Here is a 22080-nt window from a genome sequence, read left to right as displayed (position 1 = left end):
CGTGGTTCAAGCCTTTCATCCATGAATGCGCAGAAGCCTTCTTGCAAAGATCCACACGCATCGAATTCGAGATGCCTGACCGTGGTGACAACTGATCTAGTTTGTCGAAACGGTAGTAGACCTACAGAAAAGTCATTGAATTAAATGGTATTAATACTTTCGTAAGCAGCCCGTAAGAATGGGCTGACAGCCAACATCCATTGGCGCTCGACGCAGAAATACAATTTTCGAAATGTAAAAAGCGCTCTAATGGCGCCTTGTTGAGTGGCTTTAAAGATCCTGGAGTTCGTGATGCCCCATGAAGGCAACCTGTTACAAGCAGCTGTGGTATTCCTGCTCGCCGCCGTGCTGACGGTGCCTCTGGCCAAGCGCCTGCAACTAGGCGCGGTGCTCGGTTATCTGTTCGCCGGCGTGATCATCGGCCCGTCGGTACTGGGCCTGGTCGGCAACCCGCAAAGTGTTGCGCAGTTTTCGGAATTGGGCGTGGTGTTGCTGTTATTCATCATCGGTCTGGAACTGTCGCCCAAACGGTTATGGGTGATGCGCAAGGCGGTGTTTGGCGTTGGTCTCGCCCAGGTGTTGCTGACTGGTCTGGTCATGGGCGTGGTCGCGTTGTGGCTGTTTGGCCAACCGTGGAACAGCGCGATTGTGCTGGGCCTGGGCCTGGCGCTCTCTTCCACCGCCTTTGGCCTGCAAAGCCTGGCCGAGCGCAAGGAATTGAACCAGCCCCACGGGCGCCTGGCCTTTGCGATTCTGCTGTTTCAGGACATCGCCGCCATCCCGCTGATCGCCATGGTGCCGCTGCTGTCCGGTAGTGATCACCCGGCCACCGAAGCCCAGGGATTGCAGCACGTGTTGCAGATTCTGGGCAGCATCGCGGTGGTGATCGTCGGCGGGCGCTATTTGTTGCGGCCGGTGTTTCGCATCGTCGCCAAGACCGGCCTGCGCGAAGTGTCCACCGCCACCGCCTTGCTGGTGGTGATCGGCACCGCATGGTTGATGGAACTGGTGGGCGTTTCCATGGCCCTCGGCGCCTTCCTTGCCGGGTTGCTGCTGGCGGATTCGGAATACCGTCACGAACTGGAATCCCAGATCGAGCCGTTCAAAGGTTTGCTGCTCGGGCTGTTCTTTATCAGCGTGGGCATGGGTGCCAACCTCAGCCTGTTGCTCAGTTCGCCGTTGATCGTGATCGGGCTGACCCTGCTGCTGATCGGTCTGAAATTGCCCCTGCTGTACGCCGTGGGCCGTCTGGTGGGTGACCTCAATCGTGAAAGCGCCCTGCGCCTGGGCGTGGTGTTGGCGGCAGGCGGTGAATTTGCCTTCGTGGTGTTCAAGATCGGCCGCGACCAGGGCCTGTTCGAACCGCACCTCTACGACATTCTGGTACTGACCATCACCCTGTCCATGGCCGTGACGCCCCTGTTGCTGCTGGTATGCCCGAAGCTGTTCAAGCCCAAGGCCAGGCCCGTGGAAGTGCCGGAGGAATACCGCACCATCGACAGCGACGCGCCACGCGTGGTGATCGCGGGCATGGGCCGTATGGGTCAGATCGTCGCGCGGATATTGCGCGCGCAAAACATCTCGTTCATCGCCCTCGACACCTCGGTGGAAACCATTGAGCTGACCCGCAGCTTCGGCGGCATGCCGGTGTTCTACGGCGACCCTCAGCGCCCGGAAATCCTGCACGCGGCCAAGGTCGATCAGGCCGAGTTCTTCGTGATTGCCATGGACGACCCGGAGATCAACATCAAAACCGCCGAACTGGTGCGCAACCTCTATCCGCACATGAAGATCATTGCCCGCGCGCGCAACCGCCAGCATGTTCACCGCCTGGTGGACCTGGACGCCTCACCGGTGCGCGAGACCTTCTATTCCAGCCTGGAAATGAGCCGCCGCACCCTGGTCGGCCTGGGTCTGACCCAGGCGCAGGCGGACGCGCGCATCACCCGCTTCAAGAACCACGACCTGCAGGTCCTCGCCGCCCAGCACGCGGTGTACGACGACGCGGCCAAAGTGATGCAAACCGCCCAGGAAGCACGGGCAGAATTGGCACGTCTGTTTGAGATGGACCGGCTTGAGGAAGAGTCCGACAAGGTGTAAGCCGGCAAGCGAACGAAATTGCGAATTTTCTGACAGAATACGGCGCAATTTCGTTCATCAATGGAGCGCTTCATGGCTACTTTCACCAAGACCGCCGCCCTGCTGGCCCTCGCGCTCACCGCCGGCAGCGTATTCGCCGCGAGCAAACCGGCGACGCAAACCATCTCCACATTGGGCGGCAAGTTCACCTTCAACCTGCCCAAGGCCTACACCGCCGACACGCTGCCCACCGGCAAATCCGAAGATGGCACCGCCAACACCCAGGGTACTTTGTACGCCAACTCGACCACCAAAAGCGTGGTGATCGTCGCTGAAACCGAGCGCAACGACGGGGCGACCATCAAAGACAACGACCCGCAATTCCTCGACGGCGCCGTGGCCGATTTCGTCAAGGACCAGAGCGCCGCGCTGCCGGACTTCAAAAAACAAGGCGAGAAAAAACTCACTTTCAAAGGCCTCGGCTTGCGCCAGGTGGACAGCACCGCCACACAGGGCGGCGGCAAGACCCTGAACTCGACCTTTTTGGGCGGCTCGGGCACCCACCTGCTGGTGATCCAGGCGATTTCCCGCGCGGACGACGTGAAGGGCCATGCGGAGTTGGTGAAGCAAATCACCGGCGGCAAATAACCCAATTCAGCTGGCGATACACATTTACTGTGGGAGCTGGCTTGCCTGCGATAGCGATTTACCAGTCAACCCTGCGGTGGCTGATACACCGCTATCGCAGGCAAGCCAGCTCCCACATTTTTTTGACCGTGTTTACTTAAGGCTCTTTTCCAGCCAGGCCTTGAGGTCCTGTATTTCCGCCTCACTCACGGTATGCGGCATGCCCATATACCCATGAAACTCCGGCTTTAACCCCAACCCCGTCAGAACTTCATTCGCCCGGGTCGCCGACGCATACGGCAGCGCCTGGTCCAGCGTGCCGTGGCCAATAAAAATCGCCAGTTTGTCCAAGCCCGCCTTCGGCTTGAGCTCGGCCTTGAGTACCGGCAGCACGCTGCCACTCAACGCGGCAATGCCACGCACCAGCGCAGGCTGACGCAGCCCGACTTCGTACGACATGATCGCGCCCTGGCTGAACCCCACCAGAAACACCCGATCAGGTCGGGTGTGGTACTTGGCGGTGGCCTGGGTGACGAAGGCTTCGATCAGCTTGGCACTGCGTTGCAGGTCAGCCGTTTCGCCGTCGTAATCGCCATCCCCGGCTTTTCTGGCGAACCAGCGGTAGCCATTCGAATCCACCGGCATTGGCGCGCGCGCCGACAGGTAGGTCCAGGTCGACGGCAGCTCATCCTTGATGCCAAACAGGTCGTCCTCGTTACTGCCAAACCCGTGCAAAAAAATCACCAGGGGTTGGTTGCGCGCATCGCCCTGGGTTTGTTCCAGATAAGTCAGCGGCAAGTCGGAGTGCAATGCGGAATCAGCATGGGCAGCGCCAGCTACGAGGGCTAGCGCCAGGGCAAACAGTTTGAGCATGGAAAATAACCTCAGGGTTTGCGCAGCAGGTAAGTGTCCATGATCCAGCCATTTTCCAGGCGTGCCGCCTTGCGCACTCGCTGGATTTCGTCAGCCACTTCGTTCACCTTGCCGCTGATGAGAATTTCATCCGACGTGCCCAGGTAGGCGCCCCAGTAGATGTCCATGTCCTGATCGGTCACGGTTCGGTAGGAATCTTCGGCGTCGAGCATGACCACCAGGGTGTCGGCCTCACTCGCCTGCCCGGCCGCCAGACGGCGCCCGGTGGTGATCTCGATGGAACGGCCGATGCGGTTCAGCGGCACTTTGTGCTGCGCGGCCAGGGCCTGCACGCTGGTGATGCCGGGGATCACTTCAAACTCGAACTCGGCGCGGCCACTGGCAAGAATCGCCTGCAGGATACGAATGGTGCTGTCGTACAACGCCGGGTCGCCCCAAGCCAGGAAAGCGCCTACTTCGCCGTCGGCCATTTCCTCGTTGATCATGCGCTCGAAGGTCTGCTGCTTGTCGCGGTTCAGGTCCTGCACGGCGGTGGTGTAATCAATGTCTCCCCGCACACGCTCGGGGCAGTCGGCCTCGACGAAGCGGTAGCCGGGCTCGCTGATGTAGGTCTCGCAGATCTCGCGGCGCAGGTCGATCAGCTTGTCCTTGCTCTGGCCCTTGTCCATCAGGAAAAACACGTCGGTGCGGTTCAGCGCCTTCACGGCCTGCATCGTGATGTAGTCAGGGTTACCGGCGCCGATGCCGATGATCAGGATGCGTTTCATGGGTTGCTCTCATTGCGGGGCGTGGATTTTGCCATGTTCGCGCGCTCAGGCGCGAGTTTCCAGGCGCAGGCGCCACACGTCGTTGAAGCGCAGTTCGGTGGCTGACAGCGGCTCGACGTCAATCAAGTAGAACATCGAGACAGGAAATTTCATGACGTACAGCATGGCGGCGCGGATCACGAAGGGGTGGGTGACGGCCACCACGTGACCGGGTTGGGTTTCGAGGCATTTCATCCAGCGGCCGACCCGCGCACAGACTTGGTCGACAGATTCTCCGCCATGGGGCGCACTGGCATTGTCAGTGAGCCATTCCAGCAATTCTGCGCGATCAATCTCGTCGATGTCCTTGCCTTTCCATCGTCCAAAGTCGCCATCACGCAGGTCTTTTTCGACGATGGGACTTGTGCCGAACATCCCCGCCGTCTGTCGAGTGCGAGCTTCTGGCCCGCACAACAGGCGCGCGTTTTTCTTGTAACGGTTCGCAAGGGATAGCCCTGCGTTTCGCCAATCCATAGCAACGGACTCGTTATCAGGAAAACTCCCCTTTTTCTGCTGAGGGGTCACAGCGTGGCAAATGAGTGTCAACCGGGTCGTTTGCATCACAATTCACTCTGTTTCGGCGCGCAGTCAGCGTAGACTCGCCAAGTTGTTTCAATATGTTACAACGAACATGAAACAGGAAGCCGGTGCAAACCCGGCGCGGTCGCGCCACTGTATTCGGCCTCACAGCCGTAAGCCAGACCCTGTTTCTGCCCTCTCGCTATCCATTTCGGGACGCGTCATCCCTGGAGGTTTTCATGGCTAATACCGCCGCAACCAACCCTGATGTTTATGTGCCGACCATCCCCTTGGGCGAAATCCTGCCCTGGGCGATCTTCGGCGGCCTGCTGTTGCTGCTGGCCATCTACTTCGTCGGTGCCGAACAAGGCGCCACCGCCGTGTTCAAGGGCATGTATGTGCATGAGTTCGTGCACGATGGCCGCCACCTGCTGGGTTTTCCCTGCCACTGACCTCAAGAGAGACATGACATGACAGGGCATTTACTCGTACGCGGAATGCTGGTGGGCCTGCTCGCCGGCATCTTGGCGTTTGGCTTCGCCAAGACCTTTGGCGAGCCGCAGATCGACAAGGCCATCGCCTTCGAAGACCAGATGGCGCAGATGCACGGCGATGCGCCGGAAGAAGAACTGGTGAGCCGCGAGGTGCAAAGCACCTTTGGCCTGTTCACCGGCGTGGTGGTGTACAGCGTGTCCCTGGGCGGCATTTTCGCCCTGGTGTTCGCCTACTCGTTGGGCCGCATCGGCAAAGTAGGCCCGCGCGGCCTGGCGGCGCTGCTGGCATTGGCCGCTTTTGTGACGATCATCCTGGTCCCCGGCCTGAAATACCCGGCCAACCCGCCGTCGGTGGGCGACCCGCAAACCATCGCGCAGCGCACCAGGCTGTTCTTCCTGATGCTGCTGGTGTCGGTGGCCGCCGCCGTGATTGCAGTCAACGCCGCACGCAAGCTGATCGCCCGTCGCGGCGTCTGGGCCGGCGCCATCCTTGGCGTGGCGCTGTACATCGTGATCGTGTCGGTGGCCGGAAGCCTGTTCCCGGTGATCAACGAAGTGCCGGAGCAATTCTCCGCCGTGCTGCTGTGGAAGTTCCGCGTGGCATCGCTGGGCATTCAACTGGTGCTGTGGACCACCCTCGGCCTGGTGTTCGGCGCGGTGGCCGAGCGCAAACTGAGCCAGCCACAGGCACGGTTCAACTCGTAAAACGCTAAATCCCCGGGCGGGCCAGGTACAACACCTGATAACCCGTGCCGGGGTGCTGCGCGTCCGGCGCGTTGGCCGACAAGGTGATCCGGATCAGGCGCCAGGCCTGCACATCCAGCGCCAGGAACACCGCAAACGTATCGCGGCTGTCGGCCAGTTGCCGATTGCGGATTTTCCCTTCGGCCAACACGGCGGCCCGGTCCGCGCCCGGCTCCAGCGGCCACTCCTCCCGGTACAAACTCAACGCGTTCTGCGCCGGGCCCCGTTGCACATCCAGCGGCAGCCAGCTCTCGATGTGTGGGCGGCCAAAACTGTCGAGTACTTTTTGGAAACGCTCACCGAGCAGAAAGTCGGCGGCCTGCAACGGGTCGGCCCACAAGTACACCGATGAATACACATTGCCCCCGCTTTCCCGGGCGATAAACGCCTTGAACAGCAAGCCTTCGGCGTGATCCCACAACGGCCCAAGCTGTGCAGCGCGACGGCGAATCACGCCCATGTCGTAATCGGCGGGCAGGCGGTGTGAATACTGTTTGGCGAACATGGCAAAGCTCCCGTGCAAGATGAGATTACAGCTTGCGCAGGACGGGTGATTTCAACAAGATATCAGTCGATATAGGTGCAATAAGGAATTGAAATGACTGATGCACTCAAACCCCTGGATATCGACACGGTGCAGGCCTTCGTGCTGGTCGCCGACTTTGCCAGTTTCACCCGCGCGGCCGAGGCGCTGGATACGTCACAGGCTGCCATCAGCCTGAAGCTCAAGCGCCTGGAAGAACGCCTGGGTTATCGCCTGCTGGAACGCACCCCCCGCCATGTGCGGCTATCGCCCCGAGGCGAACAATTCATCGCCGCCGCCCGTGCGCTGCTCAACGCCCATGAGCGTGCCTTGGGCGATATGAGCGCTGAGGCGGCGAGACGATTGGTCATCGGCATCAGCGACCATGTGGCAGGCCCGGACTTGCCGCACTGGCTGAGCCGCCTGGCGGCGTATGACCCGATGGTCATTCTCGAGGTGCGCATCGCCTCTTCCCGGGACCTGGTCGCGGCCTTTGACCGCAACGAACTGGACGCGGTGATCGTGCGCAACGAGGGTGACCGCCAGGACGGGGACGTGTTGGCCGTGGAACGCTTCGGCTGGTTCGCCGCCCCGACCTGGCAGCACAGCCCGGGAACGCCTTTGCGCATGGCGACCATGGCAGCCCCTTGTGGCGTGCGGCATTTGGCTACGCGGGCGCTGGATGAGGCGCAGGTGGACTGGACCGAGGTGTTTGTCGGTGGCGGCGTGATGGCGGTGGGTGCAGCGGTCAGCGCAGGGCTGGGAGTGGCCGCCCTCGCCCACCGGGTAGCGCCGGCGGGGGCTGTGGAAGTTGGCGAGCAGTTTGGGCTGCCGGTTTTGCCGGTCAGTGAGGTGGTGTTGCACAGCCGGATCAGTGATGCGCGCTCGCGGGAGACGTTGCGGGCGTTGAGTGCTACGTTTCGGGGCGCTTTGCAACGCCAGGTGGGGCACTGAGTAGCGACCGGATCAACGTCCGGTCGCCCCCTGCCCTGCAGCGACGCTCAGGGCCGACAAACAGCATTTTTACGCCACAGGCACGGCTTCACCCACCGGCTCAGCGGCGGCCTGGGCTTGCAATTGCGCGGCATGCTGGCTGTAGTCACGCAGGTACACGATGAACTCCTGCAGCAGGCGGTCCCACAACTCCAGTTGGTTGCGCAGGTGCGGCGCACCGACGCCAGCCACCACCACGTCCATTTCCATCAGCAAAAACTCACCCTGCAACGACAACCGCGCAAAGCGACGCGAAGCATTCCACACCTGGGCCAGGCCTTCGGGCAGCTCACCCTGTACGCGCAGCGCGCAGCTGTAAGTGAAGTCGACGAAACTGCCCTGTTCCGCCGCGGGGTTGCCGAAACGCACGGCAAACCCGATGCCCTGGCTGGCGCTGAGCAGTTGCACGATGCCGTTCTGTTCGGTCTGGTTAACGCGGTAACCGGCTGCCTGCAGCAGCTCGGTCAGGCTTTGCGGGGTGACGCTGGTGATCAGTTGAACATCGCTCATAGTGTCTCTTCCTTGTTGATCAATAATTCAGGGCGGTGTGCGGAACATCAAACCGATTAAGGTATAGCTCATCATCAAAACCCTGGGCGAGTTCTTCAAATCTTCCCTTGTGCCATTGCGCAAAGGTTGAGGGCTCAATCCAGGTCGCGGGCGTCGTGACGCTCACGCAATTGCTCGGAAACGTCCCCCGAGACCCGGTTCACCCGGCGCCCGCGCTGCACGGCGGGTCGCGCCTCGATGGCGTCGGCCCAGCGCAGTACATGGGTGTACTCGTGCACGGAAAGAAACTCCGCTGCGCCATACAAGCGGCCTTTGACCAGCCCGCCGTACCAGGGCCAGATGGCGATGTCGGCGATGGTGTATTCGTCGCCGGCAATGTATGGGCTGACGGCCAGGCGCTGGTCCAGCACGTCCAGCTGACGCTTGGTTTCCATGGCAAAGCGGTTGATCGCATATTCCATCTTGCTCGGCGCATACGCGTAAAAGTGCCCGAAACCGCCGCCCAGGTAAGGCGCGCTGCCCATCTGCCAGAACAGCCACGACAGGCATTCGGCCCGCGCCGCAGGTTCGGTGGGAAAGAACGCACCGAATTTTTCTGCGAGGTACTGCAAAATCGCCCCGGACTCGAACACCCGGATCGGCGTAGCGCCGCTGCGGTCCAGCAATGCCGGGATTTTCGAGTTCGGGTTCACCGACACAAAGCCGCTGCCGAACTGGTCGCCGTCGCCGATCTTGATCAGCCAGGCGTCGTATTCCGCGCCGCTGTGGCCCAAGGCGAGCAGTTCTTCGAGCAGGATGGTGACCTTCTGCCCGTTGGGCGTCGCCAGTGAGTACAGCTGCAAGGGGTGCTTGCCCACCGGCAGCTCCTTGTCATGGGTCGCACCGGCGACGGGCCGGTTGATGCTGGCGAAGGTGCCGCCGCTTTCGGTTTCCCAGGTCCACACCTTCGGGGGTACATAGTCAGTCATGAATTTACTGCTCCTTGGTTTGAGTAGTGTTCGACGCGGCCAGTTGAGCCACGTTCCATCCGCCGCCCAATGCCTTGATCAGGCCCACATTAGCGCTCAATTGCTGGGTTTGCAGTTGCAAGACTGTGCGTTTGGCTTCCAGCGCCGCCACCTGGGCGGTCACCACGTCCAGATAGGCCACGGCGCCCTGGCGGTAACGCGAGGTCGACAGGTCTTCGGCGTATTGCGCGGCTGCCGCAGCATCGCGCTGATCATCCAGCGCGCTGCCCAGGCCGGCGATCTGCGACAGGTTGTCTTCGACTTGCTCGAACGCACCCAACACCACGCCACGGTATTTCGCCGCGGCTTCATCGGTGGCGGCCTTGGCGATATCCACCTGGGCCTGACGCGCGCCGCCATCAAATAGTGTCCCGACCAGCGACGGGCCGATGGCCCAGAACAGGTTGGGCGCACTGAGCAGGCGAGCAAACTCGTCACTCTGATAACCGCCCTGGGCGCTCAAGGTGATCTGCGGGAACCACGCCGCCCTGGCCACGCCGATACGTGCATTGGCCGAGGCGATACGCCGCTCAGCGGCGGCGATGTCCGGGCGACGTTGCAGCAGGCTGGACGGCACGCCGGTCGGCACCGTCGGCAAGGCAATCGGCGCGACGTTGACGGCCACGCTGTAGGTGGAAGCGGATTCGCCGAGCATGGCTGCGATGGAATGCTCCAGCACCGCGCGCTGCACCTGCAGTTGGGTGAGTTGCGACTTGACGGTCGACAACTGCGTACGCGCCCGCGCCACATCCAGCCCGGAGACAATCCCGCCGCCGTGCAAGCCTTCGGTCAGGTTCAGGGCTTTGGCGTAGGCGTCACGGGTCTGTTCCAGCAACTGGTTTTGCCAGTCGATGCCGCGCAGGCGGATATAGCTGTCGGCCAGTTGCGCTTGCAGGCTCAGGCGTACCGAGGCCAGGTCAGCCTTGGCGGCTTCGGAATCACTGGTACCGGCGGCAACGGTGTCGCGCACGCGGCCCCACAGGTCGACTTCATAGTCCACCTCAAGGCCCAATGTGGCCGAGTTGTAGATGTCTGGCGAGGTCGCCGAACGCAATGGCCGGTTATCCGACTGGCGAATCCGCTGGCCATTGCCAAGTGCTGAAATCTTGGGAAACAACCCGGAGCGCGCCTGCGCCTCAAAGCCCTGGGACTGTTGATAGTGGGCCAGCGCCGCGCTCAGGTCGGCGTTGTTTTTCAGCAGTTCCTGCTGCATCGCGTCCAGTTGCGGGTCGTTGTAGATGCGCCACCAGCCATCACGGTTGGCCTGATCATTCGGCGTGCCGACGGTCCACGGCCCCTGGGTGTGGAACTGCGCGGCAATCGGGGTGGGCGGCACCTTGAGCGGCGGCGCCAGCGAACAGGCACCCAGGCTCAAGGTGGCGAGCAGCCCCAGCACGGTGCGCTTAGCCATGGGGTTTGACCTCATTCGCGGCGACGGCGAGTTGCACCGAATCATCATCGGCCAGGCCATCGGGCGGTGTGTCGATCACGCGGTCGGCGGCCTGCAGGCCGCTGGCAATCTCTACGCTGTCGCCGAAATCGCGAGCGATGCTGATGGTTTTGAAGTGCACGTGGTTCTGCTCGTCCAGGGTGGCGACGCGCATGCCCTTGTCATCGAACACCAGCGCGCTGGACGGAATGCGCAGCACATCGGCCTGCACCGGCAGGTCGAACTGCACGCTGGTGTAGCCACCCGGCAGCAGACGGCCACCGGGGTTGTCCACCAGCAATTGCACCAGCGTGCTGCCGGAGGCGGCGTTGACCGCATCGGCGGTGGCGATCACCTTGCCGGTAAAGGTTTCGCCACGGTATTCCGGCACGCTCAAACGCGCGGTGGTGCCTTCGCGAATCTGCGGCGAGAAGGTTTGCGGCACCTGCACGTACACGCGCAGGCGGCTGACATCGGCCACGGCAAACAGCTCTTTGCCGGCCGCCCCACCGGCGCTGATCAAGGCGCCCACGTCCGTGCTGCGCGCCGTGACCACACCGGCAAATGGCGCTACCAGATGCTGGAAGCCTTTGGTGGCAACCAGTTGCTCGACATTGGCCTTGGCCGCCGCCACCTGGGCCAGCTTGGCGGTCAGGTCGCCGGTGCGTTCATCCACGTCCTGGCGCGACACCGAATCATTCACCAGCATGGCCTGCCAGCGTTTGGCGGTGGTTTGCGCAAGGGCCGCGTTGGCCTGGGCCGAGGCCAGGGTGGCGCGGGCTTGCAGCAGTTGCTGGTCGAGTTCCGGGGTGTCGATCTCGGCCAGTACCTGCCCGGCTTTGACGCGGGTGCCGATGTCGACATTCCAGGCTTTCAGGTAGCCGTTGACCCGGGCAAAAATCGACGCGCGGGAGTAGGCCTCCATGCGCCCCGGCAGGTTGAGCACTGGCCCCTGGGCCTGCACCAGCGGCTTGATCAGGTTGACGCTGGGGAGCGCCTGGGCGTCGGTCCAGGTCTTGAGGTCACGGGATTCGCTGGCGCGCACGCCGAGGCCGACACCGACGATGACAACCACGACCACCCCGCCCACAAAGAGCCAGAGCAGGCCACGGGAAGGCTTCGGTTGAGAATGGGAAACGGACATGTCAAACCCCTACGGTAACGGTGGTCGCAAGCGGCGCGTGTTGGCGACGCCCGTGCACAAGGCTGAAAATCAGTGGAACCAGAATCAGGCTGGCGATGGTGGCGAAGGTCAGGCCGCCGATCACCGCACGGCCGAGCGGCGCGTTCTGTTCACCGCCCTCCCCCAGGCCCAGGGCCATGGGCGCCATGCCGATGATCATCGAGATGGCAGTCATCAACACCGGTCGCAACCGGGTGAAGCCGGCCTCGAGCGCGGCCTGCACCGCATTGCCGTGTGCCGCCAGGCGTTCGCGGCAGAAACTCACCACGAGGATGGCGTTGGCAGTGGCCACGCCCATGCACATGATCGCCCCCGTCAGCGCCGGCACCGACAGTGGCGTGTGGGTTACAAACAGCATCCACACAATGCCCGCCAGCGCCGCCGGCAACGCGGTGATGATCACAAACGGGTCGGCCCAGGACTGGAAGTTGACCACGATCAGCAGGTAAATCAGCACCACGGCGCCGAGCAGGCCGAACAGCAAGCCGCTGAAGGCCGCGTTCATGGTTTGCACCTGGCCCTGCAAAATCACTTTGGAACCGGTCGGCACTTCACCGGCGTGGGCGGCGATGATCTTCTGGATATCGGCAGATACGCCGCCCAGGTCACGGTCCTGAATCGCGGTCAGCACCTCGACCACCGGCTGGATATCCGACTGGCTGAACACCGAGTTGCTGTGGCTGCGCTGGATATTCGCCAGGCCGCCCAGAGTCTGGTCCGGCGCCGCCCCGCTGCCGCCGCTCAGCGGCAGGTTGTGCAACGCCGCCAGGCTTTCCAGGCTGTATTGCGGGGTTTGCATCACGATCGGGTAAGAGATGCCGTTGGCCGGGTTCAGCCAAAACGTCGGCGCCACCTGGCTGGAACCGGCGAGGTTGACCACCAGGCTGTTGGTCACATCGCGCTCGGTCAGGCCGACCAGTTGCGCGCGGGTGCGGTCCACGTCGATGTTGAAGGTGGGCAACTGTCGCGACTGCTGGATGCGCGCGTCCACCACCCCCGGCACCCGGCGAATGTCACGCAGCAACGCGTTGGCATAGGTGAAGTTGGCCGCCAGGTTATTGCCGGTGATTTGCAGGTCGATCGGCGCCGAAGAACCGAAGTTGAGAATCTGCCCGACGATGTCCGAGGCGGGGAACGAGAACACCGCACTCGGGAATTCCCGTGGCAGGGTTTCGCGCAATTCGCGCATGTACTCGGCGGTCGGGCGATGGCCTTCATTCAGGCTGATCTGGATGTCGCTGTCCTGGGAACCCACGGTGCCGGTGTTGTTGTACACCACGTTGATGCCGCTGATGGACAGGCCGATGTTGTCGACCAGGGCCTTGAGTTCATCCGCCGGGACCTTGCGGCGGATCGAGTTTTCAATCTCGGCGATCAGGTGCGCATTGCTTTCTACCCGCGTGCCCACGGGGGCCCGAACGTGCAGCAGAATCAGGCCGGAATCCACTTCAGGGAAGAAGTTGCGCCCCAGGAACGGCACCAGTGCAAACGACACCGCGACAAACGCCAGCAGGCCGATCACCACCGTGCGGCGGTGGTGCAAGGCGCTGTCCAGCACCCTGTGATAGCGCTCGCGAAACGCTTCGAAACGCCGTTCGAACCCGCGCTGGAACCTCACCAGCGGGTTGCGCGTGGGCGCCGGCCCGTGTTCGTCGTGCACATGGGGTTTGAGCAAGTAATTGGCGAGGGTGGGCACCAACGTCCGCGAGAGGATGAACGAGGCAATCATCGCGAAAATCACCGCTTCGGCCATCGGCACGAACAGGAACCGCGCCACGCCGTCGAGGAAGAACATCGGCACGAACACGATGCAGATACACAGCAGCGACACGAACGCCGGGGTCACGATTTGCGCCGCGCCGTCGAGGATCGCCGTCTGCACCGGCTTGCCCTGCTCCAGGTGCCAGTTAATGTTTTCGATGGTCACCGTGGCATCGTCCACCAAAATCCCCACCGCCAGGGCCAGGCCGCCGAGGGTCATGATGTTGAGGGTTTCGCCGAGGGCCGACAGCGTGGCAATCGAGGCGAGAATCGCCAGCGGAATCGAGGTGGCGATGATCACCGTGGAGCGCCAACTGCCGAGGAACAGCAGGATCATCAGGCTGGTCAGCGCCGCGGCGATCAGGCCCTCGCGGGCCACGCCGCTGATGGCCGAACGCACGAACAGCGACTGGTCGCCGATCAGGTCGATATTCAGGTTGGGCGGCAATGCGGCCTTGTTGTCGGCGATCTTGTCCTTGATCCCGGCAATCACCCCCAGAGTCGAGGCCGAGCCGGTCTTGAGCACCGGCAGCAACACCGAGCGGTTGCCGTTCACATGCACGATGTTGGTCTGCGGCGGGTTGCCGTCGCGCACGGTGGCCACGTCGCGGATCAGCACCGTGGTGCCGTCGGCGGTCTTGATCGGCAGGTTTTCCAGGTCGTGGAAGTCCGACGGCGCGTTGTTCAGTTGCAGGTTGAATTCGTAGCTGCCGATTTTCTGCGTGCCCACCGGCGTGATGAGGTTCTGGGTCGCCAGCGCGGTGGCCACGTCCTGCGCCGACAGGCCGCGGGCCTGCATGCGCGCCGAATCGAGGTCGATCTGCACCTGGCGGCTCTTGCCACCGAACGGGTATGGCAGCGCCGCGCCCGGCACGCTGGTGAGCATCAGGCGCACCTGGTTCAGGCCGATGTCACCCAAGCGTTGTTCGCTCAGGCCCGGACCCGACAGCGCCAACTGCACAATCGGTACCGTGGAGGCGCTGTAGTTGAGCACCAGCGGCGGCACGGTACTGGGCGGCAACTGCCGCAGGATCGCCTGGGACACCGAGGTCACCTGGGCGTTGGCCGTGCTGATGTTGACGCCGGGCTGGAAGAAGATCTTCACAATCCCGTAGCCGTTCATCGACTGCGCTTCAATGTGGCGGATGTCGTTCACGGTGGTGGTCAGCACCCGCTCGAACGGCGAAGTGATACGCCCGGCCATCTGGTCAGGCGGCAAACCGGTGTACTGCCAGATCACGGCAATGACCGGAATGCGGATTTCGGGAAAGATGTCGGTCGGCGTGCGCCATGCCGCCAACGGGCCGATGATCAAGATGAAAATGGCCAATACCAGAAAGGTATAGGGGCGCAGCAATGCGATGCGCACGAGGCTCAGCATAGGAGGTGATCCAGACAGGGGGTTGGACGTTCAAGCAGGCAGAGCCATGCCGTTTTCCCGCCTCGCCCCATGCGCATCCTGGGGAGTTTACAACGACATCCGGGTCACAAAGAGGCATACGCCACGATATCCAATTTAGTGGCGTACGCAACTAATTTGTTTCAAGCTGTCTCAATATTCACTTTTGCTGTTTTCGTGATGCGTCGGTGTTCATCGGTGGCCTCAAAGGCCTTGTCCTGACGGGGGCGGCAGGCATAATCGTCCCCGTCGCGTTTTGTATCAGAGAGTATTTGCCCTTGAAATCTGCACCGCCCTGCTCCGAGAGCCCCAGTGCCTGCGTGAATGGCGCCGTGCGCCGCACGTCCCGGCGCCTGGGCCAGATCTACGATGAGGCCTTTGCGCCCTGCGGCTTGAAAGCCACGCAATACGCCGTGCTCAACCGCATCGCCAAGGCCGGCACGCCGAAAATGGGCGAGCTGGCCCAGGCTCTAGTGATGGATTTGTCGGCGCTGGGCCACACGCTCAAGCCGCTGGTGCGCGACGGACTGGTGGAGTTGCGCGTCGACGAACTCGACCGCCGCACCCGTCGCGTGCTGCTGACCGACGCCGGCGCCAGCATCCATGCCAAAGCCAGGCGTATTTCAACGCAAATGGCCGAACGCTTTGATCAGGCGTTCGGCCGGGAAGCGGCGGCGCAATTGCGCCAGACCCTGGACTTTATCGCCTCCGACGACTTCGCCCGTCAGTTACTGGCCAAAAACGACTAAGCCACTGGCTGGTGATTGGTCACGCAGTGAATACCGCCACCGCCCGCCGCAATGGCGTCGATGTTGAGCTGCACCACTTTGCGGTTCGGATAGAGTCGGGTCAGCAGGTCCAGCGCCTTGCGGTCCGCCGTCGCATCACCGAACTCCGGCGCAATCACCGCGCCGTTGATCACGAAATAGTTGATGTAACCCGCGGCAAAATCGTCGTTGCCTTTGCTGAACTTGCTTTTGCGCGGGTTCAGCGGTGGCGACACGGTATGCACCTGCAATGGGCGGCCGTCGGCATCGGTGGCGTTCTTGAGAATTTCCAGGTGCGCCAGGGTGACTTTGTGGTCGTAAGACTCGGGGTCGGTATCGAGGTTGGCGAGCACCACGCCGGGCGAGACGAAGCGCGCGTAAAAATCGACGTGGGCGTCGGTGATGTCCTTGCCCTTGATGCCGGGCAGCCAGATGATTTTGCGCAGGCCCAGGCGCTCTTTCAGCTCGGCTTCGACATCAGCCTTGCTCCAGTCGGGGTTGCGGTTGCGGTTGATCCAGCTGCTCTCGGTCATGATGCCGGTGCCCAGGCCGTCCACTTCGATGCCACCGCCCTCGCCCACCAGCTCGCTGCGGATGTGTTTGGCGCCGGTCTCTTCGGCAACCAGGCCGGCCAGTTGAGCGTCCTCGTCGTGCTGCTGTTTGTTGCCCCAGCCGTTGAAGTTGAAGTCCACCGCGCCGATGCCGCCCGTGCCATCAATGACGAAATTGGCGCCGGTGTCGCGCATCCAGATGTCATCCAGCTCGGTTTCCACAAAGGTGATGTTGCGGGTGCCGCAGTGCTGCTCGGCCAGTGCGCGCTCGTCTTCGCGGCAGAACACGGTGACCGGTTCATAGGCTGCAATGGCACGGGCGATGCGACCGAGGGCGGCCTGCACGTCGGCGGTGAAGTCTTCCCAGATCGCGTCCTGGGCGCCAAAGGCGATAAACGCCTGGCGGTGTTTTTCGCCTTCGTCGGGCATGTAGAACCGCCCGCCAACAGCGGCGCGTACGTGGGTGTTGATCAGGGTCATGGCGCAGACCACGCTGGCTTGTTTGATGAAAGTGCGGCGAGTAGGCATGTCAGTCTCGGGAGTGCGGTGTTGGGTTGAAAGGCGTTGATTAAGGTGAGCAAGCTTTTTTGTGGCGAGCGAGCTTGCTCGCCACAAAAAGCACGCTCTCTACAGGAAGCTTCATTTGACGGTCGCTGTCTTGAATTTAGTCCACACACGCATTCGCGCGCGCATATCGGCCTGGGAAATGTCCTTGCCGGGGATCAGCCGATCAAAGGTCGCCGCGTCCGGGTAGATGTCGGGGTTGTCGCGCATGCTCGCCTCCACCTCCGGCCGGGCCTTGGCGTTGGCCGTGGGGTAACCGGTGAAATTGCTGATGGCCGCCATGTTCTGCGGGCGCATCACGAAGTTGATAAACGCGTAGGCGTACTCCGGGTGTTGCGCGTCGACCGGAATGGCCATCGTGTCCATCCACACCGTGGTGCCTTCGCGGGGGATGTGATAGCCGAAGGTCACGGCCTTGCCAGCCGCGTCGGCAGCGCGTTGGGCCTGGGTCATGTCGCCGCTGTAACCGAGGGACAGGCACAGGTTGCCGTTGACCAGGTCGGTCACCGGCTGCGACTGGAACTTGCGGATGTAAGGACGCAGCTTGAGCAGCAAATCACTGGCGGCGGCGAGGTCCTCGCGCTTGGCGCTGCGCGGGTCGCGGCCCAGGTAGTTGAGCACCACGGCGAGCACTTCGTCCGGCGAGTCGATCAGCGAAATGCCGCAGTCTGCGAATTTGGCGGCGTTTTCCGGCTTGAACAGCAGGTCGAGGCTGTTGACCGGCGCGTTCGGCATTCGCTGCTGGACCTGTTGGGTGTTGTAGGTCAGGCCGATGGTGCCCCAGGTGTAGGGCACCGTGGCTTTGTTCGAATGCACGTAGTGGGTGCGCAACTTCTGCAAGCCGGGCTCGATATCGTCGGTTTCGGTGAGCCTGGCCGGGTCCAACGGCTGCAAGGCCCCCGCACGCATCAGGCGCTCGGCCACGGTGTCACCGGGGAAGATCAGGTCGTAACCGCTGCCGCCCGCCATCAGCTTGGCTTCGAGGGTTTCGCTGCCGTCCATCACGTCGTAAATCACCTGGATGCCGGTTTCGGCGGTGAACCTCGACAGCGTGTCGGCGGCAAAGTAATCGGCCCAGTTGTAGAGCTTCAGGGTTTTGTCGTCCGCCGACGCGCAGGCAGCCGCGAGCATCAGGGTGCAGCTCAGCAATGTTTTCATGACGGGCGGCCATCCAGGGTCAGCAGTGCGCCGTACAGGTGCGGGCGGCGATCGCGAAAGATGCCCCACGTCAGGCGTTCTTCGCGCATGGCCGACAGATCGAGGCTGTGCACCCGCACGCCGGTGCTGTCGCGGTCGGCTTCGGCGAGCAATTTACCCTTGTGGTCGCAGATAAACGACGAGCCATAGAAGTCCATTTGCAGCCCGGCATCGGTGGTTGCCACTTCACGCCCGACGCGGTTGGCCGCCACCACCGGCACCAGGTTTGCCGCCGCGTGGCCGCGCATGGTCATCTGCCAATGGTCGCGCGAATCCAGTGTGGCGCAGCCGGGCTCCGAGCCAATGGCGGTGGGAAACAGCAGCACTTCGGCGCCTTGCAGGGCCAGGCAGCGCGCAGTCTCGGGAAACCATTGGTCCCAGCAGATGCCGATGCCGAGGCGGCCGAATGCCGTGTCCCAGACCCGGAAACCCGTGTCGCCGGGGCTGAAATATTCCTTCTCCTGGTAGCCGATGGCATTCGGGATATGGGTCTTGCGGTACACGCCCAACAGTTGCCCGTCGGCGTCGGCCACGCTCAGGGAATTGAAAAAGGCGTTGCCGGCTTGTTCGAACCAGCTCAGCGGCAGTACTACACCCAATTCCCGAGCCAGTGCGGCAAAGCGCTTGAGGACCTGGCTGCGCGAATATTCTTCGGCCAGGGCCAGATGCTTGTGGTGCTGCTCGATGCAGAAATACGGCGTGGCGAACAGCTCCTGCAACAGGATCACCTGAGCGCCCTTGGCCGCCGCGTCACGCACCAGCTGTTCGGCGCGGTCAAGGTTGCCCGGCAAGTCCCAGGTGCACGGCATCTGGGTGGTCGCGATGGTCAACATGGTCATGGCATTACCCCTTGAGTGGCCAGGCCGGTTGCTGCTGGGTGATGCAATGCACCCCGCCGCCGCCGTGGGCCAGATGGTTGATCTGCACCGGCACGATGTCGCGGCCGGGAAACGCCTGGGCCAGCACCTGCGCAGCGACCTGATCGGCGGCGATGCCATAGGCCGGCATGATGATCGCGCCGTTGGCGATGTAGAAATTGGTGTAGGAGGCGCAGAACACCTCGGCCTCCGTGTCCACCGCATCGGTGGCCTCGTAGAGCTCGATCATCTCGAACGAGCGGCCCCAGGCGTCGGTGGCCAATTGCAGGGCGCGGCGGTTTTCCCGCACCACCTCGGCGTAGACCGAGCTTTGGTCATGAGTGGCGTCGACCAGCAACACGCCGGGGCGGGCGAAGGCGCATACGCCGTCGACGTGGCCGTCAGTCATGTCGCCGGTCACGTAATCCGGGTCGCCTGGCAGCCAGACGGTTTTCTTGATGCCCAGCAGGCGCGTGAAGATCTCCTCCATCTCGGCCTTGGTCACGCCGGGGTTGCGGTTGGGGTTGAGCAGCACCGATTCGGTGGTGATCAGCGTGCCCTCACCGTCCACGTGGATCGCGCCACCTTCGTTGCTCAACGGCGTGCCAAAGCACTCCAGGCCCAAGTGGTTGAGCACCCGGCGTGCCAGGCTTTCATCCAGGTCGTGGGCCGACTTGCCGCCCCAGGCATTGAAGCGCCAGCTCACCCCCGCCAGCCCGAGTTGCGGGTGGCAGATAAAACTCGGGCCGGAGTCGCGGCACCAACTGTCGTTGACCGCCTGTGCGATCAGTTCCACTCCCGGCCCGCACAGCGCATTGGCACTGGCTACCGCCGAGGGGTCCACGAGCATCTTCACCGGCTCGAACCGGGCAATTGCATTGGCCACACGGGCAAAATCTTCCTGCACCTGCGCCAGGGTCACGCCCCAGGTGGTTTCCCACAAAGCCCGGTTGTGCGGCCAGACCATCCAGGTTGCCGCGTGTCGGGACCACTCCGCGGGCATCCACCAACCACTGTTTGGAATTTCATTGCGCTGCATGACAAGTACCTTTGAGTTAAGTCATTGTGTTCAGTGAAAACCGTCCACGGAGTCTTGGCATGCATGCTACGGTGGTGCTTAAGGTCAAACAAACGATGGATTTTGTAGAAAACTGATTAGAGGAACTTATCAGCATGTTGAACCACTGGCCGCCCCTCGGCACGTTGCGCGGCTTTGAAGCCGCCGCCCGGCTGGGTAGCTTCCACAAGGCGGCTGAAGAACTGCACCTGACCCAATCAGCGATCAGCCAGCAGATCCGCAGCCTGGAGGCCTACCTTGAGCAACCGTTGTTTTTCCGCAGCGGGCGCAGCGTGAGCCTCACCGACGCCGGTTATGACTTTCTCAGCACCACCCAGGCCCTGTTGCAACAATTGGCGGTCGGCGTGCGGCGGCTGGGGCAATACCGCAAGCCCAACCAACTGGTGCTCAACACCACGCCGACCTTCGCCCGCCATTGGTTGCTGCCGCGTCTGGCGGACTTCCGTCGCCGGCACCCGGAAGTGGACCTGTGGATTTTCAGCACCGATGAAGTGCCCGACATGGCCAGCCAGACCATCGACCTCGCGGTGCGCGACGACATCAGCTCCCAGGCCGAATGCAGCTTCAAGGTGCTGCATGCCGACCGCTTGTTCCCCGCGTGCCACCCACGCGTGCTGAACGTGCCGAAGGAGCAGCGCACCACCCTGCACGGCGAGCGGGAAATGGATTGGAGCCATTGGGCGGTGGAAGCCGGCGTCGATGTGGGACAGCAGGATCAGGGCCTTAATTTTTCCGACCCCGGCCTGTTGCTGGACGCCGTGTGTACCGGGCTCGGGATTGGCCTGGTCAGCCAGTTGCTGAGCCGCCAGGCCCAGGAAAACGGGTTACTCACGCCGCTGGTCGAAGCAACCATTCGCGGCCCGAGCTGGGCACTGCTGACCCACCGCGACAGTGAACACGACCCCATGGCACGCAGTTTCACCGCGTGGCTGCTGACCCATCTGCAGGCAGACCCGACATGACCGACCGGCTCGAAGACATCCTCGCCGAAGGCTTGTCGGTGGTGTTCTGCGGCATCAACCCCGGCAAGGGCTCGGCCGCCCTCGGCCTGCACTTTGCCAACCGCAGCAACCGCTTCTGGCGCACCTTGCACCTGGCGGGGTTCACGCCCCATGAACTTCGCGCGCAAGACGGGCCAAGGCTGCTTGATTACGGCTACGGCCTGACCACGCTGGTCGAGCGCCCCACGGCGAGCGCCGGCGAGTTGGCGCAGCATGAGTTCAAGGGGGCAGCGGCGGCCTTTGAGCAGAAGATCCGCCGCTGCCAGCCACGCTTCGTGGCGTTTCTGGGCAAAGCCGGCTACAGCGCACTGAGCGGCCAACGCCAGCTCGACTGGGGGTTGCAGCCGCAATTACTGGGCGACGCCTCGGTATGGGTGTTGCCCAACCCCAGCGGGCGCAACCTGGCGTTCAGCCTGGAACAATTGGTGGACGCTTACCGGCCACTGCAAGCCGCCATTGCGCAGGCCGATCAACAGCCCTTAACCTCCTGAGCCCAACGGTTTGAATGCAATGGAGGCTTCATGAAACTGATCGGCATGCTGGACTCGCCCTACGTGCGTCGCGTGGCTATTTCCCTGGACCTCTACGGGGTGCCCTTCGAGCATCAAGCGCTCTCGGTGTTTCGCCACTTCCCGGAATTTAGCCAGATCAACCCGGTGGTCAAGGCGCCCACGCTGGTGCTGGACGATGCAACCGTGCTGATGGACTCCAGCCTGATCCTCGACTATCTGGAAGCCCTGGCCCCGGCTGACAAGAAGTTGCTGCCCCAGTCCCCCGCCGCCCGCGCCCGTGATTTGCAAGTGCTCGGGCTTGCCCTGGCGGCGTGCGAGAAAAGCGTGCAGATCGTGTATGAACACAACCTGCGCCCGGCCGAGAAACAGCACGCGCCCTGGCTCGACCGCGTCGGCGGCCAGTTGCTGGCGGCCTATGCGCTGCTGGAAAAACACCTGCCCGACGATGAAACGCTGACCCAGGCGTCCCTCACGGCGGCGGTGGCCTGGTCGTTCAGCCAGTTCACCGTGGCCTCGGTGGTCAACGCCGATGCGTTCCTCAACCTGAAACGCCACGCCGAACGGCTTGAACAGCATCCGGCCTTCAAGCGCTACCCGATCGAATAA

The 22080-nt window shown here is 62.7% G+C and carries 22 protein-coding genes and 1 riboswitch; of the genes, 9 read left to right on the top strand and 13 right to left on the bottom strand.

Features of this window, described 5'->3' with window-relative positions; genetic code table 11:
* Positions 1 to 291 precede the first annotated feature (291 nt).
* A complete protein-coding gene (locus ATI14_RS20245; RefSeq protein ID WP_016974477.1) occupies positions 292 to 2100 on the top strand; it encodes a monovalent cation:proton antiporter-2 (CPA2) family protein in 1809 nt (602 codons plus the stop codon).
* A gap of 72 nt (positions 2101 to 2172) precedes the next feature.
* Entirely contained in the window at positions 2173 to 2727 is a 555-nt protein-coding gene (locus tag ATI14_RS20240; RefSeq protein ID WP_016974478.1) for a DcrB/PsbP domain-containing protein, read from the top strand.
* Between the two features lie 132 nt (positions 2728 to 2859).
* Here ATI14_RS20240 and ATI14_RS20235 read toward each other — a convergent pair whose 3' ends face one another.
* From ATI14_RS20235 to ATI14_RS20225, 3 genes are read right to left on the bottom strand one after another with little or no spacing between them, the layout of a single operon-like run.
* Positions 2860 to 3579 (bottom strand): alpha/beta hydrolase, encoded by a 720-nt coding sequence (locus ATI14_RS20235; RefSeq protein ID WP_016974479.1) that lies wholly within the window; start codon positions 3577 to 3579, stop codon positions 2860 to 2862.
* 11 nt (positions 3580 to 3590) lie between these two features.
* Positions 3591 to 4346 carry a precorrin-6A synthase (deacetylating) gene (gene cobF / locus ATI14_RS20230; RefSeq protein ID WP_016974480.1) on the bottom strand — a complete coding sequence of 252 codons (756 nt, stop codon included), beginning with the start codon at positions 4344 to 4346 and terminating at the stop codon, positions 3591 to 3593.
* 45 nt (positions 4347 to 4391) lie between these two features.
* Positions 4392 to 4946: a histidine phosphatase family protein gene (locus tag ATI14_RS20225; protein ID WP_016974481.1), complete on the bottom strand. Its 555-nt coding sequence runs from the start codon at positions 4944 to 4946 to the stop codon at positions 4392 to 4394.
* 51 nt (positions 4947 to 4997) lie between these two features.
* A riboswitch (adenosylcobalamin (AdoCbl) riboswitch) is annotated at positions 4998 to 5143 on the top strand.
* Between ATI14_RS20225 and ATI14_RS20220 the strand changes: the two genes are divergently transcribed.
* Positions 5144 to 5356, top strand: a complete 213-nt coding sequence (locus ATI14_RS20220) for a CbtB domain-containing protein (RefSeq protein WP_016974482.1) — start codon at positions 5144 to 5146, stop codon at positions 5354 to 5356.
* Between the two features lie 18 nt (positions 5357 to 5374).
* Positions 5375 to 6103, top strand: coding sequence for a CbtA family protein (locus ATI14_RS20215; RefSeq protein ID WP_042918819.1), 729 nt, complete (start codon positions 5375 to 5377; stop codon positions 6101 to 6103).
* 4 nt (positions 6104 to 6107) lie between these two features.
* Here the strand turns inward: ATI14_RS20215 and ATI14_RS20210 are convergent, their stop codons facing one another.
* Complete coding sequence (locus tag ATI14_RS20210) at positions 6108 to 6647, bottom strand: DUF4865 family protein (RefSeq protein ID WP_016974484.1); 540 nt, start codon at positions 6645 to 6647, stop codon at positions 6108 to 6110.
* 93 nt (positions 6648 to 6740) lie between these two features.
* Here ATI14_RS20210 and ATI14_RS20205 point away from each other — a divergent pair, with 93 nt between their 5' ends.
* Positions 6741 to 7619, top strand: coding sequence for a LysR family transcriptional regulator (locus ATI14_RS20205; RefSeq protein ID WP_016974485.1), 879 nt, complete (start codon positions 6741 to 6743; stop codon positions 7617 to 7619).
* Positions 7620 to 7688: 69 nt separating this feature from the next.
* On the opposite strand, the gene ATI14_RS20200 is transcribed toward ATI14_RS20205, so the two are convergent.
* From ATI14_RS20200 to ATI14_RS20175, 5 genes are all read right to left on the bottom strand, one after another.
* On the bottom strand, positions 7689 to 8168 hold the full coding sequence (locus ATI14_RS20200) for a YbjN domain-containing protein (RefSeq protein WP_016974486.1): 480 nt from the start codon (positions 8166 to 8168) through the stop codon (positions 7689 to 7691).
* 134 nt (positions 8169 to 8302) lie between these two features.
* Positions 8303 to 9136, bottom strand: a complete 834-nt coding sequence (gene yghU, locus ATI14_RS20190) for a glutathione-dependent disulfide-bond oxidoreductase (protein WP_016974487.1) — start codon at positions 9134 to 9136, stop codon at positions 8303 to 8305.
* 4 nt (positions 9137 to 9140) lie between these two features.
* The gene (locus ATI14_RS20185; protein ID WP_016974488.1) at positions 9141 to 10586 is read right to left on the bottom strand and encodes an efflux transporter outer membrane subunit; all 1446 of its coding nucleotides are present in this window, start codon (positions 10584 to 10586) and stop codon (positions 9141 to 9143) included.
* A complete protein-coding gene (locus ATI14_RS20180; protein WP_016974489.1) occupies positions 10579 to 11748 on the bottom strand; it encodes an efflux RND transporter periplasmic adaptor subunit in 1170 nt (389 codons plus the stop codon). The genes ATI14_RS20185 and ATI14_RS20180 overlap by 8 nt, the downstream gene beginning before the upstream one ends.
* A gap of 1 nt (position 11749) precedes the next feature.
* Complete coding sequence (locus ATI14_RS20175) at positions 11750 to 14929, bottom strand: efflux RND transporter permease subunit (RefSeq protein WP_016974490.1); 3180 nt, start codon at positions 14927 to 14929, stop codon at positions 11750 to 11752.
* Positions 14930 to 15225: 296 nt separating this feature from the next.
* Here ATI14_RS20175 and ATI14_RS20170 point away from each other — a divergent pair, with 296 nt between their 5' ends.
* Positions 15226 to 15696, top strand: coding sequence for a MarR family winged helix-turn-helix transcriptional regulator (locus ATI14_RS20170; protein ID WP_218166397.1), 471 nt, complete (start codon positions 15226 to 15228; stop codon positions 15694 to 15696).
* Here ATI14_RS20170 and ATI14_RS20165 read toward each other — a convergent pair.
* From ATI14_RS20165 to ATI14_RS20150, 4 genes are all read right to left on the bottom strand, one after another.
* Positions 15693 to 16793, bottom strand: a complete 1101-nt coding sequence (locus ATI14_RS20165) for an agmatine deiminase family protein (RefSeq protein ID WP_016974492.1) — start codon at positions 16791 to 16793, stop codon at positions 15693 to 15695. The two genes, ATI14_RS20170 and ATI14_RS20165, sit on opposite strands and share 4 nt — an antisense overlap.
* 111 nt (positions 16794 to 16904) lie before the next feature.
* Entirely contained in the window at positions 16905 to 17987 is a 1083-nt protein-coding gene (locus ATI14_RS20160) for an extracellular solute-binding protein (protein ID WP_016974493.1), read from the bottom strand.
* Entirely contained in the window at positions 17984 to 18865 is an 882-nt protein-coding gene (gene aguB / locus ATI14_RS20155; protein ID WP_016974494.1) for an N-carbamoylputrescine amidase, read from the bottom strand. Before aguB ends, ATI14_RS20160 begins: the two co-directional genes overlap by 4 nt.
* 4 nt (positions 18866 to 18869) lie before the next feature.
* A complete protein-coding gene (locus ATI14_RS20150) occupies positions 18870 to 19922 on the bottom strand; it encodes an agmatine deiminase family protein (protein WP_016974495.1) in 1053 nt (350 codons plus the stop codon).
* Between the two features lie 134 nt (positions 19923 to 20056).
* Between ATI14_RS20150 and ATI14_RS20145 the strand changes: the two genes are divergently transcribed.
* The 3 genes from ATI14_RS20145 to ATI14_RS20135 are packed head-to-tail and all read left to right on the top strand — an operon-like array spanning position 20057 to position 22080.
* Positions 20057 to 20923 carry a LysR substrate-binding domain-containing protein gene (locus ATI14_RS20145; protein WP_016974496.1) on the top strand — a complete coding sequence of 289 codons (867 nt, stop codon included), beginning with the start codon at positions 20057 to 20059 and terminating at the stop codon, positions 20921 to 20923.
* Entirely contained in the window at positions 20920 to 21453 is a 534-nt protein-coding gene (gene mug / locus ATI14_RS20140) for a G/U mismatch-specific DNA glycosylase (RefSeq protein ID WP_016974497.1), read from the top strand. Before ATI14_RS20145 ends, mug begins: the two co-directional genes overlap by 4 nt.
* A gap of 30 nt (positions 21454 to 21483) precedes the next feature.
* Positions 21484 to 22080: a glutathione S-transferase family protein gene (locus ATI14_RS20135; RefSeq protein ID WP_016974498.1), complete on the top strand. Its 597-nt coding sequence runs from the start codon at positions 21484 to 21486 to the stop codon at positions 22078 to 22080.

It is taken from the genome of Pseudomonas tolaasii NCPPB 2192 (assembly GCF_002813445.1).
Lineage (GTDB): Bacteria > Pseudomonadota > Gammaproteobacteria > Pseudomonadales > Pseudomonadaceae > Aquipseudomonas > Aquipseudomonas tolaasii.
The sequence above is the reverse complement of the archived record's forward strand: the minus strand, read 5'-3'. Positions and strand labels throughout refer to the sequence as shown.